General features: G+C 32.5%; 25 protein-coding genes. 12 read left to right on the top strand and 13 right to left on the bottom strand.

Annotation, left to right across the window (positions count from 1 at the left end; genetic code table 11):
* Positions 1 to 271 precede the first annotated feature (271 nt).
* The 3 genes from P0R33_RS14895 to P0R33_RS14885 all read right to left on the bottom strand — a co-directional run bounded on the left by P0R33_RS14895 (position 272) and on the right by P0R33_RS14885 (position 4,813).
* On the bottom strand, positions 272 to 2,665 hold the full coding sequence (locus tag P0R33_RS14895) for a ribonucleoside-diphosphate reductase subunit alpha (protein ID WP_276171960.1): 2,394 nt from the start codon (positions 2,663 to 2,665) through the stop codon (positions 272 to 274).
* Positions 2,666 to 2,930: 265 nt separating this feature from the next.
* Positions 2,931 to 3,908, bottom strand: coding sequence for a ribonucleotide-diphosphate reductase subunit beta (locus tag P0R33_RS14890; protein ID WP_229355748.1), 978 nt, complete (start codon positions 3,906 to 3,908; stop codon positions 2,931 to 2,933).
* A 335-nt stretch (positions 3,909 to 4,243) separates the two neighbouring features.
* Positions 4,244 to 4,813 (bottom strand): DUF3109 family protein, encoded by a 570-nt coding sequence (locus P0R33_RS14885; protein ID WP_184159595.1) that lies wholly within the window; start codon positions 4,811 to 4,813, stop codon positions 4,244 to 4,246.
* Positions 4,814 to 5,130: 317 nt separating this feature from the next.
* Between P0R33_RS14885 and P0R33_RS14880 the strand changes: the two genes are divergently transcribed.
* The 3 genes from P0R33_RS14880 (at position 5,131) to P0R33_RS14870 (ending at position 6,624) form a co-directional block, all read left to right on the top strand.
* Entirely contained in the window at positions 5,131 to 5,709 is a 579-nt protein-coding gene (locus P0R33_RS14880; protein WP_276171959.1) for a MarC family protein, read from the top strand.
* Positions 5,710 to 5,813: 104 nt separating this feature from the next.
* Positions 5,814 to 6,017, top strand: a complete 204-nt coding sequence (locus P0R33_RS14875) for a hypothetical protein (RefSeq protein ID WP_095954910.1) — start codon at positions 5,814 to 5,816, stop codon at positions 6,015 to 6,017.
* A 1-nt stretch (position 6,018) separates the two neighbouring features.
* A complete protein-coding gene (locus P0R33_RS14870; RefSeq protein ID WP_276175662.1) occupies positions 6,019 to 6,624 on the top strand; it encodes an FAD-dependent oxidoreductase in 606 nt (201 codons plus the stop codon).
* 98 nt (positions 6,625 to 6,722) lie between these two features.
* Here P0R33_RS14870 and P0R33_RS14865 read toward each other — a convergent pair whose 3' ends face one another.
* The 5 genes from P0R33_RS14865 to P0R33_RS14845 all read right to left on the bottom strand — a co-directional run bounded on the left by P0R33_RS14865 (position 6,723) and on the right by P0R33_RS14845 (position 10,159).
* Complete coding sequence (locus P0R33_RS14865; RefSeq protein ID WP_276171958.1) at positions 6,723 to 7,040, bottom strand: hypothetical protein; 318 nt, start codon at positions 7,038 to 7,040, stop codon at positions 6,723 to 6,725.
* A 130-nt stretch (positions 7,041 to 7,170) separates the two neighbouring features.
* Complete coding sequence (locus P0R33_RS14860) at positions 7,171 to 7,536, bottom strand: nuclear transport factor 2 family protein (protein ID WP_276171957.1); 366 nt, start codon at positions 7,534 to 7,536, stop codon at positions 7,171 to 7,173.
* A 17-nt stretch (positions 7,537 to 7,553) separates the two neighbouring features.
* Positions 7,554 to 9,131, bottom strand: coding sequence for a S41 family peptidase (locus P0R33_RS14855; RefSeq protein WP_276171956.1), 1,578 nt, complete (start codon positions 9,129 to 9,131; stop codon positions 7,554 to 7,556).
* Positions 9,121 to 9,561: a dCMP deaminase family protein gene (locus tag P0R33_RS14850; RefSeq protein WP_276171955.1), complete on the bottom strand. Its 441-nt coding sequence runs from the start codon at positions 9,559 to 9,561 to the stop codon at positions 9,121 to 9,123. Before P0R33_RS14850 ends, P0R33_RS14855 begins: the two co-directional genes overlap by 11 nt.
* A gap of 4 nt (positions 9,562 to 9,565) precedes the next feature.
* A complete protein-coding gene (locus tag P0R33_RS14845; protein WP_229355738.1) occupies positions 9,566 to 10,159 on the bottom strand; it encodes a HupE/UreJ family protein in 594 nt (197 codons plus the stop codon).
* 168 nt (positions 10,160 to 10,327) lie between these two features.
* Here P0R33_RS14845 and P0R33_RS14840 point away from each other — a divergent pair, with 168 nt between their 5' ends.
* Positions 10,328 to 10,759 carry a TerB family tellurite resistance protein gene (locus tag P0R33_RS14840; protein WP_276171954.1) on the top strand — a complete coding sequence of 144 codons (432 nt, stop codon included), beginning with the start codon at positions 10,328 to 10,330 and terminating at the stop codon, positions 10,757 to 10,759.
* Between the two features lie 152 nt (positions 10,760 to 10,911).
* On the opposite strand, the gene P0R33_RS14835 is transcribed toward P0R33_RS14840, so the two are convergent.
* On the bottom strand, positions 10,912 to 11,415 hold the full coding sequence (locus tag P0R33_RS14835) for a hypothetical protein (protein ID WP_276171953.1): 504 nt from the start codon (positions 11,413 to 11,415) through the stop codon (positions 10,912 to 10,914).
* A 36-nt stretch (positions 11,416 to 11,451) separates the two neighbouring features.
* Positions 11,452 to 12,459: a class 1 fructose-bisphosphatase gene (gene fbp / locus P0R33_RS14830; protein ID WP_276171952.1), complete on the bottom strand. Its 1,008-nt coding sequence runs from the start codon at positions 12,457 to 12,459 to the stop codon at positions 11,452 to 11,454.
* Between the two features lie 261 nt (positions 12,460 to 12,720).
* On the opposite strand from fbp, the gene P0R33_RS14825 reads away from it, so the two are divergent.
* From P0R33_RS14825 to P0R33_RS14790, 8 genes are all read left to right on the top strand, one after another.
* Positions 12,721 to 13,209 (top strand): GNAT family N-acetyltransferase, encoded by a 489-nt coding sequence (locus P0R33_RS14825; protein ID WP_276171951.1) that lies wholly within the window; start codon positions 12,721 to 12,723, stop codon positions 13,207 to 13,209.
* Positions 13,210 to 13,348: 139 nt separating this feature from the next.
* Positions 13,349 to 14,608 (top strand): aspartate kinase, encoded by a 1,260-nt coding sequence (locus P0R33_RS14820; RefSeq protein WP_276171950.1) that lies wholly within the window; start codon positions 13,349 to 13,351, stop codon positions 14,606 to 14,608.
* Between the two features lie 464 nt (positions 14,609 to 15,072).
* Positions 15,073 to 15,423, top strand: coding sequence for an SdpI family protein (locus P0R33_RS14815; RefSeq protein WP_276171949.1), 351 nt, complete (start codon positions 15,073 to 15,075; stop codon positions 15,421 to 15,423).
* Between the two features lie 60 nt (positions 15,424 to 15,483).
* Complete coding sequence (locus P0R33_RS14810) at positions 15,484 to 15,714, top strand: DUF5808 domain-containing protein (protein WP_276171948.1); 231 nt, start codon at positions 15,484 to 15,486, stop codon at positions 15,712 to 15,714.
* Positions 15,715 to 15,737: 23 nt separating this feature from the next.
* Complete coding sequence (locus P0R33_RS14805; protein WP_276171947.1) at positions 15,738 to 15,965, top strand: hypothetical protein; 228 nt, start codon at positions 15,738 to 15,740, stop codon at positions 15,963 to 15,965.
* A 71-nt stretch (positions 15,966 to 16,036) separates the two neighbouring features.
* Positions 16,037 to 19,468 carry a hypothetical protein gene (locus P0R33_RS14800; protein ID WP_276171946.1) on the top strand — a complete coding sequence of 1,144 codons (3,432 nt, stop codon included), beginning with the start codon at positions 16,037 to 16,039 and terminating at the stop codon, positions 19,466 to 19,468.
* A 63-nt stretch (positions 19,469 to 19,531) separates the two neighbouring features.
* On the top strand, positions 19,532 to 20,086 hold the full coding sequence (locus P0R33_RS14795; RefSeq protein ID WP_276171945.1) for a hypothetical protein: 555 nt from the start codon (positions 19,532 to 19,534) through the stop codon (positions 20,084 to 20,086).
* 300 nt (positions 20,087 to 20,386) lie between these two features.
* A complete protein-coding gene (locus P0R33_RS14790) occupies positions 20,387 to 21,469 on the top strand; it encodes a glycosyltransferase (RefSeq protein ID WP_276171944.1) in 1,083 nt (360 codons plus the stop codon).
* A gap of 93 nt (positions 21,470 to 21,562) precedes the next feature.
* On the opposite strand, the gene P0R33_RS14785 is transcribed toward P0R33_RS14790, so the two are convergent.
* From P0R33_RS14785 to P0R33_RS14775, 3 genes are all read right to left on the bottom strand, one after another.
* A complete protein-coding gene (locus P0R33_RS14785; protein ID WP_276171943.1) occupies positions 21,563 to 22,873 on the bottom strand; it encodes a porin in 1,311 nt (436 codons plus the stop codon).
* Positions 22,874 to 23,036: 163 nt separating this feature from the next.
* Entirely contained in the window at positions 23,037 to 24,122 is a 1,086-nt protein-coding gene (locus P0R33_RS14780; protein ID WP_276171942.1) for an ATP-binding protein, read from the bottom strand.
* Between the two features lie 219 nt (positions 24,123 to 24,341).
* Entirely contained in the window at positions 24,342 to 25,025 is a 684-nt protein-coding gene (locus P0R33_RS14775; protein ID WP_095954934.1) for a response regulator transcription factor, read from the bottom strand.
* Positions 25,026 to 25,252 lie beyond the last annotated feature (227 nt).

The raw sequence follows: 25,252 nt of genomic DNA, 5'->3' as shown, positions 1-25,252 counted from the left end.
GCTGAGATTTTAAAGTCTTTGGTAATAATTAGAACGGGGAATTTTTAGGGATATTGTTTAAACAACATTGAACCATCATGATCAAATATAGCCCGTGGTTTCAACCACGGGAAACGGGTTGAGGAAATCCATTGTGTTCCCGTGGTTGAAACCACGGGCTATGTTTAAATAATATATTTTGAAAAATTAAAACAAAAAAAGCAGCTATCATTACAATAACTGCTTTTCATATTTTAAAAATCTATAATCTAAGATCTACAATCTAAAATCATTAAGACCCACACATCTCACAATCTTCAGGATCTGCCGCTTGTGCTTTTAAAAGCATAGCTTTATAATCCTCAACGCTGATTGCTTCAGTTTCTGCAACTAATGTTGGAGCTGTTTCTTCTTTTTTATCGTTGTTTAATGTGAATTTAATCGCATCTACAGCCGCTTTTGTTCTTAGGTAATACATTCCTGTCTTCAAACCAGACTGCCAAGCGTAGAAATGCATTGACGTTAGTTTAGAATAGTTGGCATCCTGCATGAACAAGTTTAGCGATTGAGACTGGTCAATGAAATATCCTCTTTGACGAGACATATCGATAATATCTTTCATCGACATTTCCCAAACTGTTTTATAAAGATCTTTTAAGTCTTGTGGAATCTTATCAATATTTTGAACAGATCCGTTATGACGCATAATTTCTTGTTTCAAATCTTCGTTCCATAAACCTAGTTTTACTAAGTCTTCTAGTAAATGTTTGTTTACTACGATGAACTCTCCAGACAATACACGACGTGTATAAATGTTTGAAGTATAAGGTTCGAAAGCTTCGTTGTTTCCTAAGATCTGAGAAGTTGATGCTGTTGGCATTGGCGCAACTAACAATGAGTTACGAACTCCATGCTCTACAACTTCTTTTCTTAATGAAGCCCAGTCCCAACGGCCTGATAATTCTTCATCTTTCATTCCCCACATATTGTGTTGGAATTCTCCTTGTGACATTGGCGAACCTTCGAAAGTCGAATATGGTCCTTCTTCTTTTGCCATTTCCATAGAAGCAGTTACAGCAGCGAAGTATAATGTTTCGAAAATCTCTTGGTTCAATTTTTTAGCTTCATCGCTTGTAAACGGCATACGCAACATGATGAAAGCATCTGCTAAACCTTGCACACCTAAACCAACTGGACGGTGGCGCATATTTGAGTTTTCTGCTTCTTTTACTGGATAGTAATTTCTGTCGATTACTTTATTCAAGTTACGAGTTACGCGTTTTGTAACGTTGTAAAGCGCTTCATGATCAAATTTTCCATTATCAATAAACATTGGTAAAGAGATAGAAGCCAAGTTACAAACTGCAATTTCATCTTTAGATGTAAACTCCATAATCTCTGTACACAAGTTAGACGAACGAATAGTTCCTAAATTCTTGTGATTCGATTTACGGTTTGCTGCATCTTTATACAACATATATGGTGTTCCAGTCTCGATTTGAGATTCTAGGATTTTTTCCCATAATTCACGAGCGCGGATTGTTTTTCTTCCTTTTCCTCTAAATTCATAATCTGTATATAATGCTTCGAATTCATCTCCGTAGACATCATATAAACCTGGACATTCGTTTGGACACATTAAAGTCCAAGTTGAATCTTCTTGAACACGTTTCATGAATAAATCTGAAGTCCACATAGCGAAGAATAAATCTCTCGCACGCATTTCTTCTTTTCCTGTATTTTTCTTCAAATCCAAGAAATCGAAAATATCAGCATGCCATGTTTCAATGTAAATCGCAAAACTTCCTTTACGTTTTCCACCACCTTGATCTACATAACGAGCGGTATCGTTGAATACTCTTAACATCGGAACAATTCCGTTTGAAGTTCCGTTTGTACCACGAATGTAAGATCCAGTTGCACGAACGTTATGAATAGAAAGTCCGATTCCTCCCGCTGATTGAGAGATTTTTGCTGTTTGTTTTAATGTATCGTAAATTCCGTCAATACTATCATCTTGCATTGCCAAAAGGAAACAAGAAGACATTTGAGGTTTTGGAGTTCCAGCATTAAACAACGTTGGCGTTGCGTGCGTAAAGAACTTTTTAGACATTAAATCGTACGTTTCAATTACTGATTTTAAATCGTCTAAGTGAATACCAACCGAAACACGCATCAACATATGTTGTGGTCTTTCTACGATTTTTCCGTTTATTTTAAGAAGATAAGAACGCTCTAAGGTTTTGAAACCAAAGTAATCGTAATTAAAATCTCTTGTATAAATGATATGAGAATCTAAAAAAGCAGCATTTTCCTGAATCACTTTAAATACGTCATCAGCAATTAACGGTGCATCTTGACCGTTTCTTGGATTTACGTAGTTGTACATATCTTTCATCGTCTCTGAGAAAGATTTTTTAGTGTTAGAATGTAGATTTGAAATTGCCACACGCGCTGCCAATTGTGCATAATCTGGATGCGCAATAGTCATTGAAGCCGCTGTTTCTGCCGCAAGATTATCCAATTCAGAAGTAGAAACCCCATCATACAATCCTTCGATAACTCTCATGGCTACCTTAACAGGATCTACAAGTTCATTTAAGCCGTAACACAACTTTTTGATTCTTTCTGTAATCTTATCAAACATTACGGGCTCTCTGTGGCCATCTCTTTTTACTACATACATAAGCTTACCTTTTATAGTTATTGAAAAAATGAAAGTACTTAGAGAACGAACTCTGGCACTTAAACATTGCGTGTTTTTAAATTAATTTTAGAGAATTACCAAATTCTCAATAGTTACTTGTTTCAAATTCGAAAATCGAATTTAAATGCGTCATAAATTGCTATTGAACCTGCGACTTGGGGAAAGAGATTCAACCTTAAAAAAATAAATCTGTAATCTTTTTTTAGCGTTGCTGGAAGATCAGGCGCTAAAAGTATTTTGTTACCTAAAAATCTGCATCAAAAGAAATTTTTTGAGCATCGCTATCTGTGTTCATAACACCAGATTTTTGATACTCTGCAACACGTTTTTCAAAGAAATTAGTTTTTCCTTGAAGAGAGATCATGTCCATGAAATCAAACGGATTCGCTGATCCATACACACGCTCACAACCTAATTCAACCAAAAGTCTATCAGCAACGAACTCTAAATATTGTGTCATTAAAGTTGCGTTCATACCAATTAAACTTACCGGAAGAGATTCTGTAACAAACTGTCTTTCGATATCTAAAGCATCAACAATGATTTCTTTAATTCTCTCTTTTGGCACTTTGTTTACCAAATGGTGATTGTGCAAGTGAACTGCAAAATCACAATGTACGCCTTCGTCACGAGAAATCAACTCATTAGAGAAAGTTAAACCTGGCATTAAACCACGTTTTTTCAACCAATAAATTGAACAGAAAGCACCTGAGAAAAAGATTCCTTCAACAGCAGCAAAAGCAATAAGCCTTTCAGCAAATGAATCAGACTCGATCCATTTTAAAGCCCATTCTGCTTTTTTAGCAATAGCAGGGAAAACTTCTAAAGCATTAAACAATTCTGTTTTTTCTGCTTCGTCTTTCACGTAAGTATCAATTAATAAAGAATACGTCTCACTGTGAATATTCTCCATCATGATTTGAAATCCGTAGAAAAATTTCGCTTCAGCATATTGCACTTCGTTTACAAAGTTCTCAGCTAAGTTTTCATTTACGATTCCGTCAGAAGCGGCGAAAAATGCCAAAATATGTTTAATGAAGTATCTTTCGTCGTCATTCAATTTATTATTCCAATCTGTCAAATCTTGGTGTAGGTCAATTTCTTCAGCAGTCCAAAAACTAGCTTCCATCTTCTTGTACCATTCCCAAATATCATGATGTTTAATCGGAAAAATAACGAAGCGATTTTTATTTTCTTGTAATATTGGTTCGATTTGTGACATGACAGATTCTGTTATTTTTTTTATTGAATTTTTACTGATTCAGTAGACTACAAAGATTGTCAATTAACGTCAAAAATGAAAGTCAAACTTATTCACAATTTGATGTAGTTTTTAACAACGTTAAATTTTTGAAACATTTTTCATACAATAATTAATTTACTGTAAATGAATCAATTAAAACAGACAAATACACCTTGAAGCCCCGTAAAATATAGACTTTTTAATATAAAAAGCAAGAAATTTTAAAGAGTTTTAAAAAAGTTTTTTTGAGTCAAAACTTTATTTTTTAGAGTCAAAATATGTAGTCAAAATGACTATAATTTATGAGATGATTTTTAGGAATTTTTATGTTCTTCTGCTACTTTTTCAAGTTCCAAATACCAATCTTCTCCAAAACGACGAATTAGCGCTTCTTTGACAAATTTATAAACCGGTACTTCCAATTCTTTTCCTAAAGAACAAGCATCGTCGCAAATATCCCATTTATCATAATTGACCGCCGCAAATTCTGTGAAGTCTTTTACGCGAATCGGATATAAATGACAAGAAACTGGTTTTTTCCAATCTACGATTCCTTGATTGTAAGCTTGCTCGATTCCGCAAAGCGCAGTTTTTCCGTCAAAGATTACATAAGCGCAATCTTTATTATCTATTAATGTAGTTTCAAGATCTCCGTCTGTTCCTTTTACCCAAGTTCCTTGCGCTTCGATTGCCGCAATTCCCTCTTTTCGTAAAAAGGGTTTTACTTTCGGATAAATTTCTTCTAAGATTTTCGTTTCAGCCTCATTCAAAGGCGCACCCGCATCTCCATCCACACAACAAGCTCCTTTACAAGCAGACAAGTTGCACACAAATTCTTTTTCCAGAATATCTTCTGAAATAATAGTTTTCCCTAACTGAAACATGATATAAAATACTGTTATTTATAAAGTGCAAAGATAGTCAAAGAAAGCACATAAAAAATGTACCGCAAAGATTCGCAGAGGTTTCTCGCAAAGATTCACAAAGATTTTCTTTCTTTATATACTATTTGAAATATTACTTCGTGAATCTTTGCGGAAAATCTTTGCGATACTCTGTGGCAAAAATCACAATTGTTACAAATATCACTTTTTTAAACAATAAAACGTGTTTTTATAACAAAAATACATTCTAACGAAAAATCACCTAACTTTATTAACTACTTTTGCAGCAGTTTTTTAAACCTTAAAATCAAAGCGATATGTTAGAAATCGATTTTAAAGAAATCATTACCGTTAGTATGGTGCTTTTTGCAGTAATTGATATTGTAGGTTCAATTCCGATTATTGTCAATTTAAGAGCGAAGGTTGGACATATCGAATCTGAAAAAGCTTCTATAGTTGCCGGCTCCATTATGATTGTTTTTCTATTTGTTGGAGAAGGTTTACTAAACTTAATTGGTATCGACGTACATTCATTTGCCGTCGCCGGATCTTTCGTTTTATTTTTTCTGGCGTTAGAAATGATTTTAGGAATTAGAATTTACCGTGACGAAGAACCTGGATCTGCCTCTATCGTACCACTAGCGTTTCCTTTGATCGCTGGAGCAGGAACCATGACGACTTTATTATCGCTTCGATCTCAATTTCATACAATTAATATTATCATTGCGATTTTACTGAATATCATTTTGGTTTATATCGTTTTGAAATCTTCTAAAAAAATCGAAAATTTGTTAGGAGAAAACGGACTTGGAGTCGTTCGTAAGACATTTGGTGTGATACTTTTAGCAATTGCTGTTAAATTATTCGCTGCTAATGTTAAAGGTTTGTTTGTCTAAAATTTATTTTTATAAATTTACCCCATAAAATATTCTAAAATATAACTCTTAGTCATTTTTAAGGAGTTCTACTTTATTATTTTAGACCAAACAGAAACAATCTTATGAAAATTTTTACTTCAATCTTAGTGCTTTTAGCATTAGCTTTAATTGTTTTTAATATTACGCTATTAGACTTTAAAAATCCTTTTCAGGGAGACAGTATTGTAGCTTTTATTGGAATCGCCGCTTCATTTTGCGCTGTTCTGATTCTTTTGATTTTTAGAATTTCAAAGAGAATCGAGGAAAAAATGAATGACAACAGATAATATGTTTGATGTTTTAATTATAGGCGGAGGAGTTTCGGGCATGTCCTGCGCTCTTGTCTTAGGATCCGCAAAAAACAAAGCATTTGTTACTGACAAAAAAATCGGAATTTTTACACATCAAAAAAATTCTACTTTACAAGAGGCAATATTTTATAACGCTTACGGAATTACACCAGGAAAATTAGGTTCTGAACTGCTTACAGAAAGCACACAGGATTTAGCGACAACTTATCCACACATTACTCAGATTGCAAATGAAAAAGTAATGAAAGTTGAAGGAACTTATCCTGAATTTACTGTAGTTACCAACAAAAACTCTTATAAAACAAAAAACATCGTTGTGGGAATTGGCTCTGCCAATACTTTTGACATAGAAGGTTTAATGCAATTTGTTGAACCTCACAAAAAAGCACTTCCAGAAAAACAACGTATTCAGCTTAAAAACGAAGATCACAAAGTTGCAGACGGCATTTATGTCATTGGAACTTTAGCAGGCTGGAGAAGCCAATTGGCAATTGCTGCCGGAAGTGGCGCTGCTGTTGCTACAGATATTCTAACTTTATGGAATAACGGTGTACAAACTCACGCGCACGACAGCATTCGATAAAATTATTAAACCATATAAGTGATATAAGTTCATATTATACTTTCCGTATAAACTAAATGAACTTATATCACTTATATGGTTTATTTTATTTTTTGTCTTTATTTAACTGAAACGATTTCTGTTACTTTAATATGGTTTTCATCTTCGGTTTTCCATTTTTCTCCTTTTACAGAAACTATATTACCGATTTTTAATTGTTTGTAGTTTTGAGGTCCGCCAACATTTACAATGCTGATTGTCGCAAAATATACTTCTTTTGTGTCTGTTGTAATTTTTGCTGTGTAACCGTCCTTTCCTCCTTCTATTGATTCTACTCTTCCTGAAACTAGAGTATTTGCATCGTTTTTCATAGTTGTACAAGAGATTACAAAAGCCATTAAAAACGCTAGTAAACTTATTCTTTTTAGATTTTTCATGATATAGATATTTATTTGCAGTAATCTTCAAGATTACATTTTTTTTAGCCACAGATTAAAAAGATTAACACAGATTACAAAAAAATCCTTTTAATCTCGTTAATCTGTGGCTATAAATTTTCTTCAAAATTTATGCCAGCTGAACGCAACTTCCCGCAATCACTTTTAGATTTTTACCAACTTTTTTCCAAACTCTTATATATTTGAAAACACCATTAATCGGATTATTATCATAAGATCCTTTTAATGAAACTGTAACAGCAACCACAGCTGCGCTATCAATTATATTGACGATTTGATCTGAAGCTTCTAAAAAATCTATTTTCATTTTACCTGAACGATACGATTGTAAATCAAATTCTTTGGTTATCGTTTGTCCGTCGGGCATATTAAAAAGCAAATCATCATGAAGAATTGTTTCCAAAGCCAAAACATCCGATTTTTTAACGGCAGTTAGAAGTTCAATTTCTGCATCAATAACGGTTTCTATTTTCATGATATAAAAATTTGAAGTTATTTTTTCGGATTCAGAACAGTCTTAATCATGGCATCATCTTTTAAAATGACATCATAATAATACAATTCTCCATAAAGCTGACGAGCAAATTCGGCTGTGATATATCGATCAACGAGTGCTTTGGTTTTATCGAGTTTTAAATCCAAACCAGTCATTAAAATATAGTTTTTGAACTTTTTAAAGTAAACATCTGAAGTTTTCATTTTAGCTAAAAACTCACTAAAACTTAGTCCCGCAAACGCATTTCGATTTTTATCTAATTCTTCAAAAACAAAATGTCCAACAATTCCTGTCTGTAATAAGTACGCAACATTTTCATTTCCGTGTTCAGCTTCCATCGGAACAAAAACATCTGGAACGATTCCGCCACCGCCGTAAACGATTTTGCCTTTTGGCGTTTTAAATTTTAATGAATCTGCTACTTTTATACTGTCTTTAGCATATAATTCGCCAGTTCTCAATCTCGCTTCAGATTCTTTAAAATATTCTTCATTTCCTTTTTTATAAGGTTTCTGAATCGATCTTCCTGTCGGTGTATAATAACGCGCAACGGTTAACCTTACAGCCGATCCGTCATTGAAATCCATTTCTCTTTGAACCAAACCTTTTCCAAATGAGCGTCGTCCAACAATGGTTCCACGATCATTATCTTGAATGGCGCCAGCTAAAATTTCGCTCGCAGAAGCACTATTTTCATTTATTAAGACGTACACTTTTCCAGTTTCAAAACTTCCTGCTTTTGTGGCATATGTTTTTTCAGTTGAACCGTTTTTACTTTTCGTGAAAACGATTAACTGCTTATCTTTTAAAAATTCATCTGCAATTGCAATCGCTTCTTCCATATAGCCGCCACCGTTATCACGAAGATCGATTACTAGAGACTCAATTCCTTTTTGTTTTAATCTCGTTAAACCCGTTTTAAATTCGTTAAAAGTAGTTTCAGCAAAACGATTAATTTTGATATAACCGATTTTATTTCCAATCATTATCGAAGCATCGACACTCTTAATCGGAATAACATCTCGTTTTACTTTAAACTTAAGTTTCTTTTTTTCTGATTTTCTAAAAACCGTCAATTCGATTTCAGAACCCTGAAGCCCTTTTAATTTCGAAAACAAACTATCCGAAGGCAATCTTCTGCCGTACAATTTGGTTTTTCCCGCATATAGAATTCGATCGCCAGATTTTAATCCTGCTTTCGCTGAAGGACCATTTTCAACTGGTTTTATAATCGCTACAGAATCTTTATACATATAAAAATTAATTCCGATTCCGACGAAATCTCCTTTCATACTTTCGGCAACTTCCGCTTGTTCGCTTGGTGGAATATAAACCGAATGCGGATCTAATTTAGATAGAATATTATCGACTGTAAGATTTACAATCGAATCGGTATTGACGCTATCAACATATTCTGTATTGATAAAATCAATAAGTTTATTAAGCTTGGTTTTAGAGTAATTTTTAGCCAAAAGCTGATCGCTTGCGGGAGCACTCATAAAGCTTCCTGCAATTGTTCCAAGAGCGAAAGTTGCTCCTATAACTATTGGTAAATATTTCGAATTAAATTTCATCCTCTTCTAAAACAGGAACATGTTCTACTTCAACACCTGCTTTTATTAAAAATTGAATTCCTGAATCATCACGATACCCATCTTTATAAACTACTCTTTTAATCCCAGATTGGTGGATTAATTTACTGCATTCCTTACAAGGCGAAAGCGTAATATATAGCGTTGCTCCTTCGCAAGATTGTGTTGATCTGGCTACTTTAAGAATGGCATTTGCTTCAGCATGCAATACATCCCAACGCGTTAATCCTTCTTCGTCTTCGCAGCAGTTTTCGAATCCAGATGGAGTTCCATTGTATCCATCAGAAATGATCATTCTGTCTTTTACGATAATAGCTCCAACTTTTTTACGTTTACAATAAGAAAGCTGCCCCCACTCTTTTGCAATTCGCAGATAAGCTTTATCGTATTTATTCAATTTTTTTTCTTCCATTAATTTATCTGTTCCAAATTGGACTTTCTATAATCATCGGGATAACCACTCCAATGATGAAAGCCGACATTACAAGTGCCCAATCACGTTTTGAAAAACGGAAAACTGTCTGCACTATATATGAAATTACTAAGACAACAAAAACCACTACAAGTTGCGCTGCTTCAATTCCTAACGCAAACTCTCCCAAAGGTAACAATTTTGACGTTGCAGAGCCTCCTAAAATTGTTTTGAAATAATTAGAAAATCCTAAACCATGAATAATTCCAAAGAATAAAGTTATAAAAAACACCAGATTAACACCATCGTTTTTAGAAGTCTTTCCTGCTGTAAATAAATGATAGAGCGCTGTTACCAAAATTGTAATTGGAATAAGAAATTCTACAAGATTTACTTTTATGGTTATAATACCGTAAACAGAAAGAATTAAAGCCAAAGTGTGTCCGATTGTAAATAAAGAAACGAGCAGAAAAATTCTTTTCCAGTCTTTAAATAAATACGGAACAGTTAGGGCGATTAAAAAAAGAACGTGATCGTAAGCATTGATATCTAAAACGTGTTTTAATCCTATTTGAAAATAAATCCAAAATTGTGACATAGGTATAATGTAATTAAATAATTAGGGGCTGTAAACTTACAATTAATTTTCAAACTTAAAGATTTAAAGCGGTCAAATCCTGCATTAAAAAAAGTTAAATTTTATGAGAAATTTAAAATTAATAATTTAAAAATAGGACTATATTTGTTCTTTAAAAACTAATTAATTATGCCATTTTCAGAATTATTTGATAACGAATTCAAACAAAGAAACAGAGGTCATTTCTCTGCAATTGTGCGTGTAGCTTTTGCTGACGGAAAAATCAACCAACAAGAACAAGAGTTTTTGGATAAAATTGCTTCAACATTACAAATTTCAGAAGAAGAATATAAAGAGATACTTTCAGATCCTTGGAAACATCCAATAAACCCTCCATATTTATACACACAGCGTTTAGAGCGTTTGTATGACTTAGCAAGAATGGTTCACGTTGATCACCATTTAGGAGACTTACAAGAAGTAATGTTAAGACGTATGGGATTAGCTTTAGGATTTACTCCAGGAAACGTAGATTTTATTGTTTCTAAAGCACTTTCTTTAGTAGACAAAAAAGTAGATTTGGATACTTTCCTTTTCGAAATGGAGAATATGAATAAATAAGAAGTTTTCAGTTTTCAGTCACAGTTTTCAGATTATATTGGATTTTTAAACTTCTATTAAATACAAACCCGACAGGTTAAAAAATCTGTCGGGTTTGCTATTTTATAGTAAAAAGTAAATTTGAAACTTGAAACAAAAAATCTTAGAGCGCTTTAACGCTTATAACCGTTTATGTTTTTAATTTCTTTTAAACTCATACCATAATTTTTGCCCACATTTAGATCCCAAACGTCAGGTTTAGAGTAAGTGCTTTTATCAAATAAATCTGCACCTTTAACAAATTGTACTGAACCAGTAATCTCTTTAATCATGCCTTTTTTTACTTTTAAATAATCATAAAGCATATTATTGGATTCACTGACTTTTTCAACAATAATTAAAAAATTCATTTCATTTGTATTTGTTCCCAATAAGGATGCATTTCTGACATAACCTGAATTTAAATATTTTACCTTACCAGTAAACTCAACATCTAAAGTATGTCCAAAAGATGTATTTTCTAAAGTCCTAACTATATTGAAATCTACTAATTCTGCATTATCAAAAGATTCTTCTGCTATTTTAGATTTAATTATATTCCGAATTGCATCTTCCTTTGGCAAATCGTTACAGGATATAAAAAGCATCAAGAAACCATATAACAATGTTTTTTTCATAAAGTATTTATTTTTCGTTTTTGTAAATTATATTAGCTATTGCGCATCAGCCATAAACTCCTCTGCTTTTTCTACCATATTATAGCTTCCGCAGAAAAACGGAACTCTTTGATGCAATTCTGTCGGTTGGATTTCCATAATTCTACCAAAACCGTCTGTTGCTTTTCCTCCTGCTTGTTCTGCTAGAAACGCCATCGGATTACATTCATATAACAAACGTAATTTCCCTTTTGGCGCTTTTGAACTTGTTGGATAAATATAAACGCCGCCTTTAATCATATTTCTATGAAAGTCGGCAACCAAACTTCCGATATATCTTGAAGTGTAAGGTCTGTTTTCTTTTTCTTCCTGACAGTACTTAATGTAATTTTTTACGCCTTGCGGAAAATGAACATAATTCCCTTCGTTTACCGAATAAATGTTTCCGTCTTTTGGAAATTTCATGTTTGGATGCGAAAGGTAAAAAGTTCCAATCGCTGGATTTAACGTAAATCCGTTTACTCCAAAACCTGTAGTGTAAACCAACATAGTTGAAGTTCCATAAATTACATAGCCTGCTGCAACTTGATTGATTCCCGGTTGTAAAAAATCCTCGCTTGTTACCGGAGTTCCAATTGGAGTAATTCTTCTAAAAACAGAAAAAATAGTTCCAACCGAAACATTTACATCAATGTTTGAAGATCCGTCAAGCGGATCCATTAAGATCACGTACTTATTATTATGACAGTTGTCGCTCCCCTGAACTGTAATAAAATCGTCGTTTTCTTCAGAAGCAATACCACAGACAATCTCACGGTTTATTAACGTCTGGATAAATACTTCGTTTGCATAGACATCTAATTTTTGCTGATCTTCTCCCTGAATATTTTGTTCGCCCGCGGCGCCAATAATATCCACAAGCCCAGCTTGGTTTACTTTATGATTCACAACCTTGGCTGCCAATCTAATAGAGTTGATAATTCGGGAAAGCTCTCCCGAAGAATACTGAAATGCTTTTTGGTTCTCAATAATAAACTCTCCCAGTGTTTTATTGCGTTCTTCCATTTCTAAATCGTTATAGTTTTGTTTTTAAGTCACAAATATCGCTTATTTTGTGAGAATGATTCAAAAATTATTTTGTTAGTTTGCTACTATTGTATATTTGCTAATAATCTGCGAAAAGCAACAACTAAAAAAATGCTTTTTTAGATAATAAATACTTAAAAATACGAATACAAAAAATTGTTTCTTATATATATTCGCAAGAGTAAATCTGATAAAGGAAAAAGCGATACTATAAAGGACAAAAAGTAAAATGAATTGATTATGAATATTAGAAAAGGGAATCCTGAAGACATGAAATCGGTGTTGGGACTTATTCAGGAGCTGGCGATATTCGAAAAAGAACCTGAAGCAGTTGTCATTACGGAGGAAGATTTAGTACGTGACGGTTTTGGCGAAAAACCATTATTTCACGTTTTTGTGGCAGAGATTGAAAACGAAGAAAAACAAAAAGAGATTGTTGGAATTGCATTGTATTATTACCGCTATTCTACCTGGAAAGGAAAAACAATTCACCTTGAAGACTTAATTGTAAAAGAGAAAATGCGCGGTACGGGTTTAGGTTCTGCTCTTTATGCTGAAATTATGAAACAAGGAAAAAAATACGGCGTAAGAAGAATAGAATGGAATGTTTTGGCATGGAACACTCCAGCAGTTAACTTTTACAAAAATTCTGGCGCAAAAATTCTTGAAGATTGGCAAGTTGTGCAAATGGATGAAGCTGGAGTTAATTCGTTCTTAGAAAAATTATAAAAAAATTAGCCTGCCACGAATTACACTAATTCACACAAATTAATTCGTGAAAATTCGCGGAATTAGTGGCAAAAAAAAATAAAACATTAGGATTTCGCCTCAAATCTGAAATCTATAATCTAAAATCTATAAATTAATAATGAGAGTATTTAAATTTGGAGGAGCATCTGTAAAAGATGCAGATGGAATTAAAAACGTATATGACGTTTTACAAAAAGTAGGTTACGAAGACGTAATTCTTGTAGTTTCGGCTATGGGAAAAACAACAAATGCTCTTGAAGTTGTAATCAAGAATTATTTTGAAAAATCGACAGAATTAAATTCTTCTGTTCAAGAAATAAAAAAATACCACAATCAAATCTTATTAGATTTGTTTGAAGACGAAAAACATGAAGTTTTTGCAGCAGTGAATGCTCAATTTGCTGAATTAGAATATTTCTTAGCGCACAATAAATCGCCAAACTATAACTTTGTTTACGATCAGGTTGTTAGTTTTGGAGAATTAATTTCTACTAATATTTTAAGTCATTTTATGAATTTCATGGGAATTCAAACGCAATGGCTTGATGTTCGTAATTTCATTAAAACCAATGCAAATTATAGAGATGCAGAGGTAGATTGGGAAACGACACAACAAAATATCAGCAAAAATGTTCCAAGAAAACAATTAAACATTACTCAAGGATTTTTAGGTGCTGACGAAAATAATTTCACTACAACTTTAGGTCGTGAAGGTTCTGATTATACTGCTGGAATTTTTGCTTATTGCTTAAATGCAGAAAGCGTTACAATCTGGAAAGACGTTCCTGGAGTTATGAATGCGGATCCGCGTTATTTTGAAAATGCAAGTTTATTGAATCAGATTTCGTATCGTGAAGCTATCGAATTAGCGTTTTACGGAGCGACGGTTATTCACCCAAAAACATTACAGCCTTTACAGAAAAAAGAAATTCCTTTGTATGTAAAATCATTCGTGAATCCTTTATTAAAAGGAACTTGCGTTTCTAAAGGTGTAGATCTGGAACCACAATATCCGTGTTTTATTGTAAAAAGAGAACAGCTTTTAATCTCTCTTTCATCTATTGATTTCTCTTTCATTATGGAAGAAAACATCAGTGAGATTTTTGGATTGTTTCATGAATTTAAAATCAAAGTAAACTTAATTCAGAATTCTGCGATTAGTTTTTCTGTTTGCGTGGAAGATAAATTTGGAAATTTCCCAGAATTGAATGCTATTCTTTCTAAAAAATTCAAAGTAGAATACAGCGAAAATGTCACTTTATACACGATTCGTCACTTTACAGAAGAAGCTGCTCAAACGGTTGAAACTAACAAAGAAGTTTTATTAAAACAAGTTAGCCGCGAAACGATGCAAATTGTGACTAAAGAATTAAACTAATATTGCTTTATACAAGGTAATTATTTCAATTCAAATTATATAAAAAGGCTTTACTAATTTTTAGTGAAGCCTTTTTTAGTTTTTCCGTTATTTAAATAATTATTTCATACGATTTTATTCCCATTTTGTTATTTTTACAAATATAAACGAGAGAAATAATTTACAATTATTCGGTTTCAGATTTTTACCTTACTATTTTTTTACATTTATATTAGATTGAAACAAATCAAACTATGAAGTTGAAACATAATAAAACACGTATTTTTATTACTTATTTGCTTAGTATTCTCTACATATTAATAATGTTTAGAATTATGTTTTTTGAGGACGGTGACTCTTTCGTGGAAAAAATAGTATTTAACAGAAGTAATCCCATGATGTACTTTGCTCTATTGCTAGCAGTGCTTTCTTCTTTTTTTATAAATTGGATAATTAAGCTACCAAAAAAAAATTAAAAAACTATCATGGAAATACTAACTCTTTTATCTAATAATCCGATTATTATAATAGTATTATTTATAATGCTAATAACTAAAGTGTTTCCTCCAAAAAACATAAATTCTTTGTATGGTTATAGAACATCAAATTCAATGAAAAATAAATTGAACTGGGATTTTGCACAAAAATACAGCACCAATCTTTTCTTAAAAATTCTATCTCTTTTATTATTAGTTCAAATTATACTGTATGCAATTTTTGGCAGTACTTCATTTACTAACTTTTCAGTATTTATAGGTTTAATATTTTGTGTTGCAATTGTTTTGTATCAAACGGAAAAGAAGTTAAAGCTAAATGAATCTAAAAAAAGCAATTAATACATCTACAAAAATTCCTTCTTATAATTACCTCATTTGAAAACAAAACAATCAATATAAATGCAACATAATCCAAATCCATCCGAAGAAGAAAAAAACAATTGGCACAACGATCCAAACAACTGGATTTGGGGACTTTTCTATTATAATCCAAATGACAAAAGAATGTTTCCTCCTAAAAAGATAAAAGAGATGGGATGGACAATTAACTTTGCTAATCCTAACTCCATTTTTATTTGCATTATCATAATTCTGCTTTTAATGATTTTATCTGAGGGCATAAAAAAATAAATTAATCTATTTTCTAAAATCATATGAAAGCACAAAAAAGATTTACACAGATTTTTTTAATAATTGTTCTATTATATATCACTTTCGATTTAGGCCCACTTCTTCAAAAAGAAAGCTTAAAAGACATTTCATTTTCAGATTTTAGAAATTCGATTGGTGTTGCATTATCAGGAACAGGAGTATTTTTAAGTTATGGATCAGCAATTAAAAAAGAAAAAAACTCCAAAAACAAGATTAATTCACAAGTTTAAAACTCAAAAAATCAAGCCCTGATTTTCCCAATTATAAATACTACTTTTGACTTTTTAGAGTTAAAGTATTTATGTTGAAAAAATTACTGTTTTTGACGGTTTTCTTCTGGTTTTCTGCGGTTCAGGCGCAGGACAAGGGAACGCTGTACAAAACCAAAAAAGCAATGGCTTCAAAAGATACTATTCGGCTAGAAAAAGCTAGTATCAATTCTAGTTTTTTTCAGCTTTTAAATACTCAAAACGAACCTATAGATTCGTCGTTCTACAAAATTGATTTTCAAAAAGGTTTTTTACTTTTAAATGAAAAATTCCAAGCGGCATCAGACACTTTAATTGTCAATTACCTTCAATATCCTGATTTCTTAACTAAAGAATATAGCCTTTATAAATCCGATCAAATTGTAACAAATGATGTCGGAACTGAAAAATTGTATCGAATTGACAACAACGCAAATGCTAAAAAAGTCGCTCCTTTTGACGGATTAAATACTTCCGGTAGCATTACTCGAGGCATTACAATCGGAAATAATCAGAGTACGGTTTTAAACTCCAATTTAGATTTACAGATTACGGGAAAAATTTCAGAAAAAGTAAGTTTAAGAGCTTCGCTTCAAGACAGTAATATTCCGTTGCAAGATGGCGGTTATTCACAGAAATTAGATCAGTTTGATAATATTTTCATGGAACTGTTTAGCGATGATTGGAATATTCGCGCAGGCGATGTCTTTTTAGAAAACAGGAAAACACAATTTTTGAGCTTCAATAAAAAAGTTCAGGGAATTTCTGCCAGTTTTGATTTTGATACCGAAAAAAGTAAAACCAATGTTTTTGCCTCAGTCGCTTTTGTGAAAGGTCAATACGCCAAAAGCACTTTTACAGGTCAGGAAGGAAATCAAGGTCCATATAAATTAAAAGGTCAAAATGGCGAATTATATGTTTTGGTTATTTCTGGTTCAGAACGCGTTTATGTAAATGGTGTTTTGCTGAAACGTGGCGAAAACAACGATTATGTTATTGATTATAATGCGGGAGAAATAGTTTTCACATCACTTTTTCCAATCAATTCCGAAATGCGTATTAATATCGAATACCAATATTCTGAGCGAAACTACAATCGATTGGTAACTTATGCGGGCGCAACGCACGAAAACAAAAATTGGAGCTTTGGAGGTTATATTTATTCTGAAAATGATATGAAGAATCAGCCTTTACAGCAAAATCTTTCTCCAGAACAAGTTCAGATTTTAAGCGAAGCGGGAGATGACGTTAATTTGATGAAAGCGCCTTCTGCTTACGAAGATAAATATGCCGACAACAAAATTTTATATAAAAAGACGATCATCAATTCGGTTGAAGTTTATGAGTATTCCAACAATTCTGCTGATGTTTTATATAATGTAAGATTTAGTTTGGTCGGTGCAAATGCCGGAAATTACATCATTCAAAACAATAATTCTGTCGAAAGAATTTATCAATATGTTGAACCTGTAAACGGAATTTTACAAGGAAACTATGAACCAATTGTACAGCTTGTTGCGCCGATAAAACTTCAGGTTGCAACTTTTTTAGGAAAATACAATCCGAATGAAAAAACTTTGGTCGATTTTGAATTAGCGGTGAGCAATAACGATCAAAATTTATTTTCTGGAATTGATGATGCTGATAATGAAGGAATCGCTTTTAAAACCAATCTTAAAAAACGGCTTTTCTCTAGAAGTTGGAGTTTAGATGCTTTTGCCAATTATCAATATGTACAGCAGGATTTTAAATCTGTCGAACGTTTGTACAATATAGAATTTAACCGCGATTGGAATTTAACCGGAACACTTTTGGGCAATCAAAGTCTTTTGGTTACAGGATTTAATTTTGATTTATTTTCTAAAGAAAAAACTTCAAACATCGGTTTGCTGACTTATCAATTTGAGAAATTAGATTTTAGTGAAAGTTATGCTGGTTCAAGACATACAACAACCGCTTTATTCAAACTTAAAAATTGGACAATCGAAAACAATGGAAGTTTTTTGAATTCTGATGCTACGGCTTCAGCTTCAAAATTTATTAGGAATCAAACCAGAACCAAATATCATTTTGGCAAAAACTGGATTGGCGGCAGTTTGCAATTGGAAGACAATCAGGAAAAAGATAAGGTTACCAATCAGTTTTCGGCTTTAAGTCAGCGCTTTTCAGAATATGGTGCTTTTGTTGGACGTGGAGATAGCACCAAAGTTTTTGTCGAAATTGGTTATTTGCAAAGGCGAAACGATAGTTTGCAAAACGGATTATTGCAACATGTAAATAATTCGCAAACCTATTATTTAAAGTCGAAATTAATTCAAAATAAAACTACCGATTTAGCGGTTTATGCCAGTTATAGAAATCTAGATTTTACAGACGAAACCCGAAAGAATGAACCTTCTTTAAATTCTAGAATTTTATACAACGATCGTTTTTTTAATCAGTTAATGCAGATTGGAACGGCTTACGAAACCAGCTCGGGAACCATTGCGCAACAAGAATTTACCTATGTTGAAGTTCCGACTGGACAAGGAGTTTATACTTGGAATGATTACAACGGAAACGGAATTCAGGAATTGGAAGAATTTGAAGTGGCTGTTTATCAAGATCAGGCGCGTTATGTTCGAATCTTTTTGCCTAATCAAGTTTATATTAAAACCAATCAGAATAAGTTTTCGCAGTCTTTAACTTTAAATCCGCTGCAATGGCAGAATGAAAAAGGATATAAAAAAGTGCTGTCTTACTTTTACAATCAAACCTCTTTTATACTAGATCGAAAAGTTAGAAATGAAGGAGAACTCGATCTTAATCCGTTCGGTTCTTCGGAAGACAATATTTTAGGACTCAACTCAAGTTTTAGAAACAGTTTATTCTATAATCGGGGCCGACAAAAGCATTCTGTTACTTATTCTTATCTTATTAATAAAGGAAAAAGTCTGCTTTCGATCGGATCGCAAAATGTTGGAAATTATTCGCATCAAATTCAATATACGCATTTGTATCAAAAAAGCTGGCTATTTAATTTCTTTACTAAAACCATCAAAACAGATTTAGTTTCAAAAGATTTTGCTGAGAAAAATTACGACATAAATGGCTGGCAAATTGCTCCAAAAGTGAGTTATTTATTTTCTAAAAACACCAAATTAGATTTCTTTTACGAACTTCAAAACAAGAAAAATCAAATAGGGAATCTTGAAACTTTAGACCAAAACAGAATTGGAACTTCATTTTCTTATGCTGGCGAAAGAAAAGTAACTCTAAATGGTGAATTTTCTTTTTATGAAAATAAATTCAACGGAAATGAGTTTTCATCTGTCGGTTTTCAAATGTTAGAAGGACTTCAAGCGGGTTCAAATCTAGTTTGGAAACTGCTTCTGCAAAAGAACATTACGTCATTTTTAGATATAAATTTAAATTATCTAGGACGTAAAAGCGAAACAGGAAATACGATTCATACCGGAAATATTCAGCTTCGCGCATATTTTTAATGCGTTGCGAAAAAGATGACAATAAATTGTGTAATTTTAATTGAAATTTAAACGTATAACCTTATGAAAAAATTATTATTGTTCTGTTTTATAGTTGTTTTCTCATCTAACTTCTACGCACAAGAAACAACTACAAAAGCTGCGAAGAGCAAAACAGAAGCCTCAGCTAAAAAAGCAAAATCAACCGCAGACAAAGCTTCGGCTGATGCAAAAAAGGAAGCTGCAAAATCTAAAAAAGCAGCAGATGATGCAAAAGCTGCTTCAACAAAAGCCAAAAAAGAATCAGCTGACGCTGCAAAAAAGACCGCTGACAAAGAAGCAACAAAAGCAAAAGCTGATGCTAAAAAAGCAACTGTAGAATCTGATAAAGCAAAAAGTGCAGCAGACAAAGCTAAAGCTGATGCTAAAAAATCAACTGCAAAAGCTGACGCTGCCAAGAAAGATGCTGCAAGTGCAAAAAAATCAGCATCAAAAACTTTAAAAGAAACAAACGAAAAAGCGCCATCTGTACCAGATAAAGTTACTGGCGAATACAATGGTAAAAAAGTATATACAGGACCAAGAGGCGGTAAATACTACATTAACAAAAATGGTAATAAAACGTATATTCAAGATTAAGATTCTGAGGGACTAAGGCACTGAGGTGCTAAGGTTTTAAAATACGATACTTTTAAGCCGAACTTATGTTCGGCTTTTTTTATATTGCAGCTAAACTTGCCAATTTCCTTATTAAGGTCATTTCAAGAAATCAGAATCGCTTAACATAGAGGTAATCTTATTTAAAAAAATGCAATTAATTCTGAATCATCCCTCGAAAATTCAAGTGTTTTATAAAATCTATAGTTAATAATTTAGTAATACCCTCTAAATAGCATCCCAAACATATTTCTTTATCTTCGTTTTTAAAACATTTTAAAAATGAGCATTGATTATTCTGCTAATAAAACTATTTTGATAGCTCCATTAAATTGGGGTTTAGGACATGCAACTCGATGTATTCCTATTATAAAAGCGCTTCAAGAAAATAATTATATTCCGATTATTGCGTCTGATGGAGTTGCTTTGGCTTTATTACGAAAAGAATTTCCTTATATACAAACTTTAGAATTGCCTTCTTATCATATTGAATATGCAAAGAATGGTAAAAATTTTAAATGGAAGCTGATTAAAAACCTTCCAAAAATGATTACAGCTATTTTAGATGAGAAAAAAATGGTAAATGGCTGGATTAAAAAACATGGCATTGACGGAATAATTTCTGATAATAGATTAGGTGTTTTCAGTAAAAAAGTGCCTTCCGTTTTTATGACGCATCAATTAAATGTGATGACTGGAAACACGACTTGGTTTACAAGTAAATGCCATCAGTATTTTATAAAAAAATATAATGAATGCTGGGTTCCTGATACCAACGGAGAAGTAAATCTTACTGGAGATCTTGGACATCTAAAAAACAATTCATTAAACTTAAAATATATTGGTCCTTTAAGTCGCATGAAGAAAAAGGAAACGCCAAAAGTATATGATCTAATGATTATACTTTCTGGTCCTGAACCTCAACGTACTTTCTTAGATGAAAAATTGCAAAAACAAGCTACAAAATTTCCTGGAAAAGTAGTTTTTGTAAAAGGAGTTGTAGAGAAAACACAAGAAAAATGGGAATCTGGAAATGTGACTTATTACAATTTCATGAATTCAAAACAGCTCGAACAAACTTTTAACGAAAGTGAATTTGTTTTGTGTCGTTCTGGCTATACAACCGTAATGGATTTGGCAAAATTGGGTAAAAAAGCATTTTTTATTCCGACTCCTGGACAATACGAACAAGAATATTTAGCTATAAAACTTCAAGAAGAAAATTTAGTTCCGTACGCAATGCAAGACGATTTTACGATTGAAGATTTATCTAAAGTAAAATCTTTTAAAGGATTATCCCAATTTAAAAATGATATTGACTGGGATTCTTTGTTTAAAGTTTTTGAAGATAATTCTCATTCATAAAAAAATCCGTTTAATCTGTGTCTAATTTTCGACGCAGATTAAACGGATTCACTATCGTGAAAACGCGGATTGCCGCAGCTTTTTATTTTTTTTTTAGAAATTAAACTGAGCTTGTAATCTCAATACATTTCCTTGCTGTCTGTTTATCGGAAGTGCACTGTCTTCAAATGTTCTGTCTGCAATTACATATTCTGCTGTTAACTCAAAAGCTTTTATTGGCTGCCATTCTACACCAATTTCGTAATCTCTTACTACATAACTTCTAGCATCTTTCTCATATTTTTTCCCTCCGTCGTAATATTGAAATTTAGCGAATGGATAAATAATTTGTTTTTTAAGATCCCATTTATAGTTTAATAAAACGTAACCTCCATTTAAATCTGTTTCGTCAACTGTATTGGTAAGTGTATTGTAACGAGGTCCTTTTCCTATATTATACTCTGTCTGAATCCCGAATGGTTTTGGATACAAAACAAAAGTTGCGCCTACTCTTTGGTCTTTTACATATTGCGGATCATTTACAATAACTCCTGACGAAATTTCTCCAGTAAAAGCCCATTTCCCCGTATAAGCCTGAATTCCAGGCTCTATAATCTGGTTTCCAATTACAAATGGATAACTCACTCTTGTAACTACATTTAAATCTCTATTTCCGTCAAGTTTATTTGCAATTTGCCCGTTGTAAACTCCAAAAGCAAAAACTCCAAAATCTCCAGAACCTTTGTAACCATCTTTTACCAACATTGCAAAACGCTCTCTTATTTCGGCTGGAGCCCAATAAAAAATTGCTCCTAAATCACGCTCGTTTAAGATCGAACTGTTAATTGCATCGGCACGATCTAAAGTTAAACGTTGTGAACTCGACTGCATATTTTCGAATCCGTAAGGAATTTTACTTTGTCCGATACGAACACGATATTCTCTTTTTTTATCGAAAGAAAGGTCAAAATACAAGTCTCGTATCTGCACAAAATTCTGAACTCCTGTACTTGGCGAACTTGCAAAATCTGGTTGAAAATAGAAAAATACATTTGGATGAACTTGTCCAGAAAACACTAAACGTGCACGACGAATAAAAAGTCCATTGTTTGCTTTTGCATCTGGAGCTGTCGAAGTTGTTCCCCAAGATTTATCGCACTGTTCGCAAGAAACTTTATCATTTGTAGACAGCAAGCCGTTGTATCGAACCTGTGCATAACCTCTTAATGAGATTCTGTCATACCAATGTTCTTCAACTCCACCTCCAGATTTAGTTTCTGGAAGCTTTGCTTTGTTTATAGAATCTAAAATACGCATTACTTCGTTTTTTACATCCTGCTTATTCAGTTCTTGTTTATTTGTTTCTTGTGCATAAGTTGCACATGTTAGCAGTAATAAAACAGCTAATAGTTTTCTTTTTATCATTAGTTCTGTAATTCCCTTAATTTCAGGATGCAAAGATGGAGCACCTATGTTAAGAAATCATTAACCAGATGTTACTATAATAAAAATTTAATGTTACGCCTCAAAACAGAATGTTTATTTATTGTTAAACACCTTTTTTTTAAGGCTTTCAGCAAAAGCAGTGTTACAATTTTTTAACGTCCGTTTTTACTATTTTATTTGCTTTTTCGAGTGTAAAAGAGAATTCAGAGCCAATTCCGAATTCACTTTCTACATAAACTTTCTCTTTATGAGCTTCAATAATGTGTTTTACAATTGCCAATCCTAAACCAGAACCACCTTCAGATCTAGTTCCGCTTTTATCAACTCGGTAAAAACGTTCAAAAAGTCTTGGAATATTTTGTTTTTCAACTCCTTCTCCATTATCACTAATGCGGATTAAGACTTTTTTCTTGGTTAGATTTACAACGCCAACTTCAGTTAAACCACCTTCTTTTCCGTATTTAATAGAGTTTACAATAAGGTTTTCTAGAACTTGCTGAATTCTGTCCTGATCCCCTCTAATCATAACCGACTGGACATTTTTACTTTCAAAAGCCAATTTAATTTTCTTTTTATCAGCTTTCATTTCCAGCAATTCAAAAACATTCTGAATCAATTCTACCACATCAAAATCGGTCATATTCAAATCTAAATCACCAGATTCTAATTTGGTAATCATATCCAAATCTTCAACAATATATATAAGACGTTCTACTCCTTTTTCGGCACGTTTTAGATATTTTTTTCTGATATTTTTATCATCCATCGCACCATCTAGCAAAGTTGAAACGTAACCTTGAACAGTAAATAATGGTGTTTTTAATTCGTGCGAAACGTTTCCTAAAAACTCCCTTCTATATTGTTCACGAATTTCGAGCATTTCGATTTCGAGTTTTTTATCGGTTGCAAACTTTTTCACTTCACGCGAAAGCGTTTCCATATCGGTATTAATCGGCTGATTGATTAGGGTTGTCGATTCTAATAATGAAACCTCATCGTAAATTTTCTTTACTCGTCTATAAATAAAGCGCTCTACGCGATATTGTAAAACTAAAAATGAAAATATATAGATAACAATAATGAAGATTATTCCGAATGCTACTTGATGTTTTAATTGATTTTTATAAAATAAAGACATCAGCATCAGTACAAATGCCGTTGCAAATAGACTTATATATAATGCCGATTTTATGGCAAATTTGTATGTTTTCTTAAAATTAATTTTCATTGAAATAGTTAAATATTAAAACCAATTAAAGATTATTTTTCACCATATAAGTAATATAAGTTGATTTAAAAATAACTTTTTTTTGGAATAAATAATAATTTTGAAAAGCCCATCTTTATCAAAGTCAAGACTTTGACAAAAATGAGCTTTTTTATTTTAAAGTAAACTATAATTTTAATGAACTTATATTACTTATATGGTTCACTTTTTATAGAAATACTAAACTTCAAATTTATAGCCTACACCTTTTATAGTTTTAAAAAGATCTTCTCCGATTTTTTCGCGCAGTTTTCTGATGTGAACGTCGATTGTTCTTCCTCCAACTACAACTTCATTACCCCAAACTTTATCCAAGATTTCGTCTCTTTTGAAAACTTTTCCTGGTTTAGAAGCCAATAGATAAAACAATTCGAATTCTTTTCTCGGTAAAGCAATTTCTACATTACCTTTTATGATTTTGTATTCTTCGCGGTTAATCTCTATTCCGCCAACATTCAAAGTATCACTAACTACTTCTTGTTCTTTTAACCTTCTTAACAGCGCCTTTACTTTAGACACCAATAATTTTGGTTTAATTGGCTTAGTAATATAGTCGTCAGCACCGGCATCAAAACCAGCAACTTGCGAATAATCTTCACTTCTTGCTGTAAGGAAAGTTATGATAACATTATTTAATTCAGGAATTTTTCTAATATGCTCGCAAGCCTCCATTCCGTCCATTTCTGCCATCATCACGTCCATAATGATCAATTCTGGCAACTCTTTCTGCGCTTTTGCTATTGCATCTTTTCCATTAGATGCCGTAACAATCTGGTAGCCTTCCTGAGCAAGGTTATAGCCAACGATTTCTAAGATATCTGGTTCGTCGTCAACTAATAAAATCTTAGTTTGTGTTTTTTTCATAAATAGCAAAAATTGAGATTTTTATATCGAATTTTTATTCTTTAACATTCGACATTTCTTATTTCACAGGGTAAATATACTAACAAAAGAACCGTTAAAAAATGGTGTTAACCGTAATTTAATCTCATAACAATTTGATAATCTTAACAACACAAAAACATAACAAGTCCGTAACATGGACTTTACAGCGTGGTTCTTTCTTTGCACAAAAATAAATTAACACAACA

This window comes from Flavobacterium sp. YJ01, assembly GCF_029320955.1.
In the GTDB taxonomy this organism is placed as follows: domain Bacteria; phylum Bacteroidota; class Bacteroidia; order Flavobacteriales; family Flavobacteriaceae; genus Flavobacterium.
Note: the sequence above shows the minus strand (reverse complement) of the source record. Positions and strands in the feature narration are given on the sequence as shown.

Coding starts and splice junctions, on each gene's coding strand:
- P0R33_RS14895 (WP_276171960.1), bottom strand. CDS start 2,665: ATGTATGTAGTAAAAAGAGATGGCCACAGAGAGCCCGTAATGTTTGAT.
- P0R33_RS14890 (WP_229355748.1), bottom strand. CDS start 3,908: ATGTCACAAATCGAACCAATATTACAAGAAAATAAAAATCGCTTCGTT.
- P0R33_RS14885 (WP_184159595.1), bottom strand. CDS start 4,813: ATGTTTCAGTTAGGGAAAACTATTATTTCAGAAGATATTCTGGAAAAA.
- P0R33_RS14880 (WP_276171959.1), top strand. CDS start 5,131: ATGTTAGAAATCGATTTTAAAGAAATCATTACCGTTAGTATGGTGCTT.
- P0R33_RS14875 (WP_095954910.1), top strand. CDS start 5,814: ATGAAAATTTTTACTTCAATCTTAGTGCTTTTAGCATTAGCTTTAATT.
- P0R33_RS14870 (WP_276175662.1), top strand. CDS start 6,019: ATGTTTGATGTTTTAATTATAGGCGGAGGAGTTTCGGGCATGTCCTGC.
- P0R33_RS14865 (WP_276171958.1), bottom strand. CDS start 7,040: ATGAAAAATCTAAAAAGAATAAGTTTACTAGCGTTTTTAATGGCTTTT.
- P0R33_RS14860 (WP_276171957.1), bottom strand. CDS start 7,536: ATGAAAATAGAAACCGTTATTGATGCAGAAATTGAACTTCTAACTGCC.
- P0R33_RS14855 (WP_276171956.1), bottom strand. CDS start 9,131: ATGAAATTTAATTCGAAATATTTACCAATAGTTATAGGAGCAACTTTC.
- P0R33_RS14850 (WP_276171955.1), bottom strand. CDS start 9,561: ATGGAAGAAAAAAAATTGAATAAATACGATAAAGCTTATCTGCGAATT.
- P0R33_RS14845 (WP_229355738.1), bottom strand. CDS start 10,159: ATGTCACAATTTTGGATTTATTTTCAAATAGGATTAAAACACGTTTTA.
- P0R33_RS14840 (WP_276171954.1), top strand. CDS start 10,328: ATGCCATTTTCAGAATTATTTGATAACGAATTCAAACAAAGAAACAGA.
- P0R33_RS14835 (WP_276171953.1), bottom strand. CDS start 11,415: ATGAAAAAAACATTGTTATATGGTTTCTTGATGCTTTTTATATCCTGT.
- fbp (WP_276171952.1), bottom strand. CDS start 12,459: ATGGAAGAACGCAATAAAACACTGGGAGAGTTTATTATTGAGAACCAA.
- P0R33_RS14825 (WP_276171951.1), top strand. CDS start 12,721: ATGAATATTAGAAAAGGGAATCCTGAAGACATGAAATCGGTGTTGGGA.
- P0R33_RS14820 (WP_276171950.1), top strand. CDS start 13,349: ATGAGAGTATTTAAATTTGGAGGAGCATCTGTAAAAGATGCAGATGGA.
- P0R33_RS14815 (WP_276171949.1), top strand. CDS start 15,073: ATGGAAATACTAACTCTTTTATCTAATAATCCGATTATTATAATAGTA.
- P0R33_RS14810 (WP_276171948.1), top strand. CDS start 15,484: ATGCAACATAATCCAAATCCATCCGAAGAAGAAAAAAACAATTGGCAC.
- P0R33_RS14805 (WP_276171947.1), top strand. CDS start 15,738: ATGAAAGCACAAAAAAGATTTACACAGATTTTTTTAATAATTGTTCTA.
- P0R33_RS14800 (WP_276171946.1), top strand. CDS start 16,037: ATGTTGAAAAAATTACTGTTTTTGACGGTTTTCTTCTGGTTTTCTGCG.
- P0R33_RS14795 (WP_276171945.1), top strand. CDS start 19,532: ATGAAAAAATTATTATTGTTCTGTTTTATAGTTGTTTTCTCATCTAAC.
- P0R33_RS14790 (WP_276171944.1), top strand. CDS start 20,387: ATGAGCATTGATTATTCTGCTAATAAAACTATTTTGATAGCTCCATTA.
- P0R33_RS14785 (WP_276171943.1), bottom strand. CDS start 22,873: ATGATAAAAAGAAAACTATTAGCTGTTTTATTACTGCTAACATGTGCA.
- P0R33_RS14780 (WP_276171942.1), bottom strand. CDS start 24,122: ATGAAAATTAATTTTAAGAAAACATACAAATTTGCCATAAAATCGGCA.
- P0R33_RS14775 (WP_095954934.1), bottom strand. CDS start 25,025: ATGAAAAAAACACAAACTAAGATTTTATTAGTTGACGACGAACCAGAT.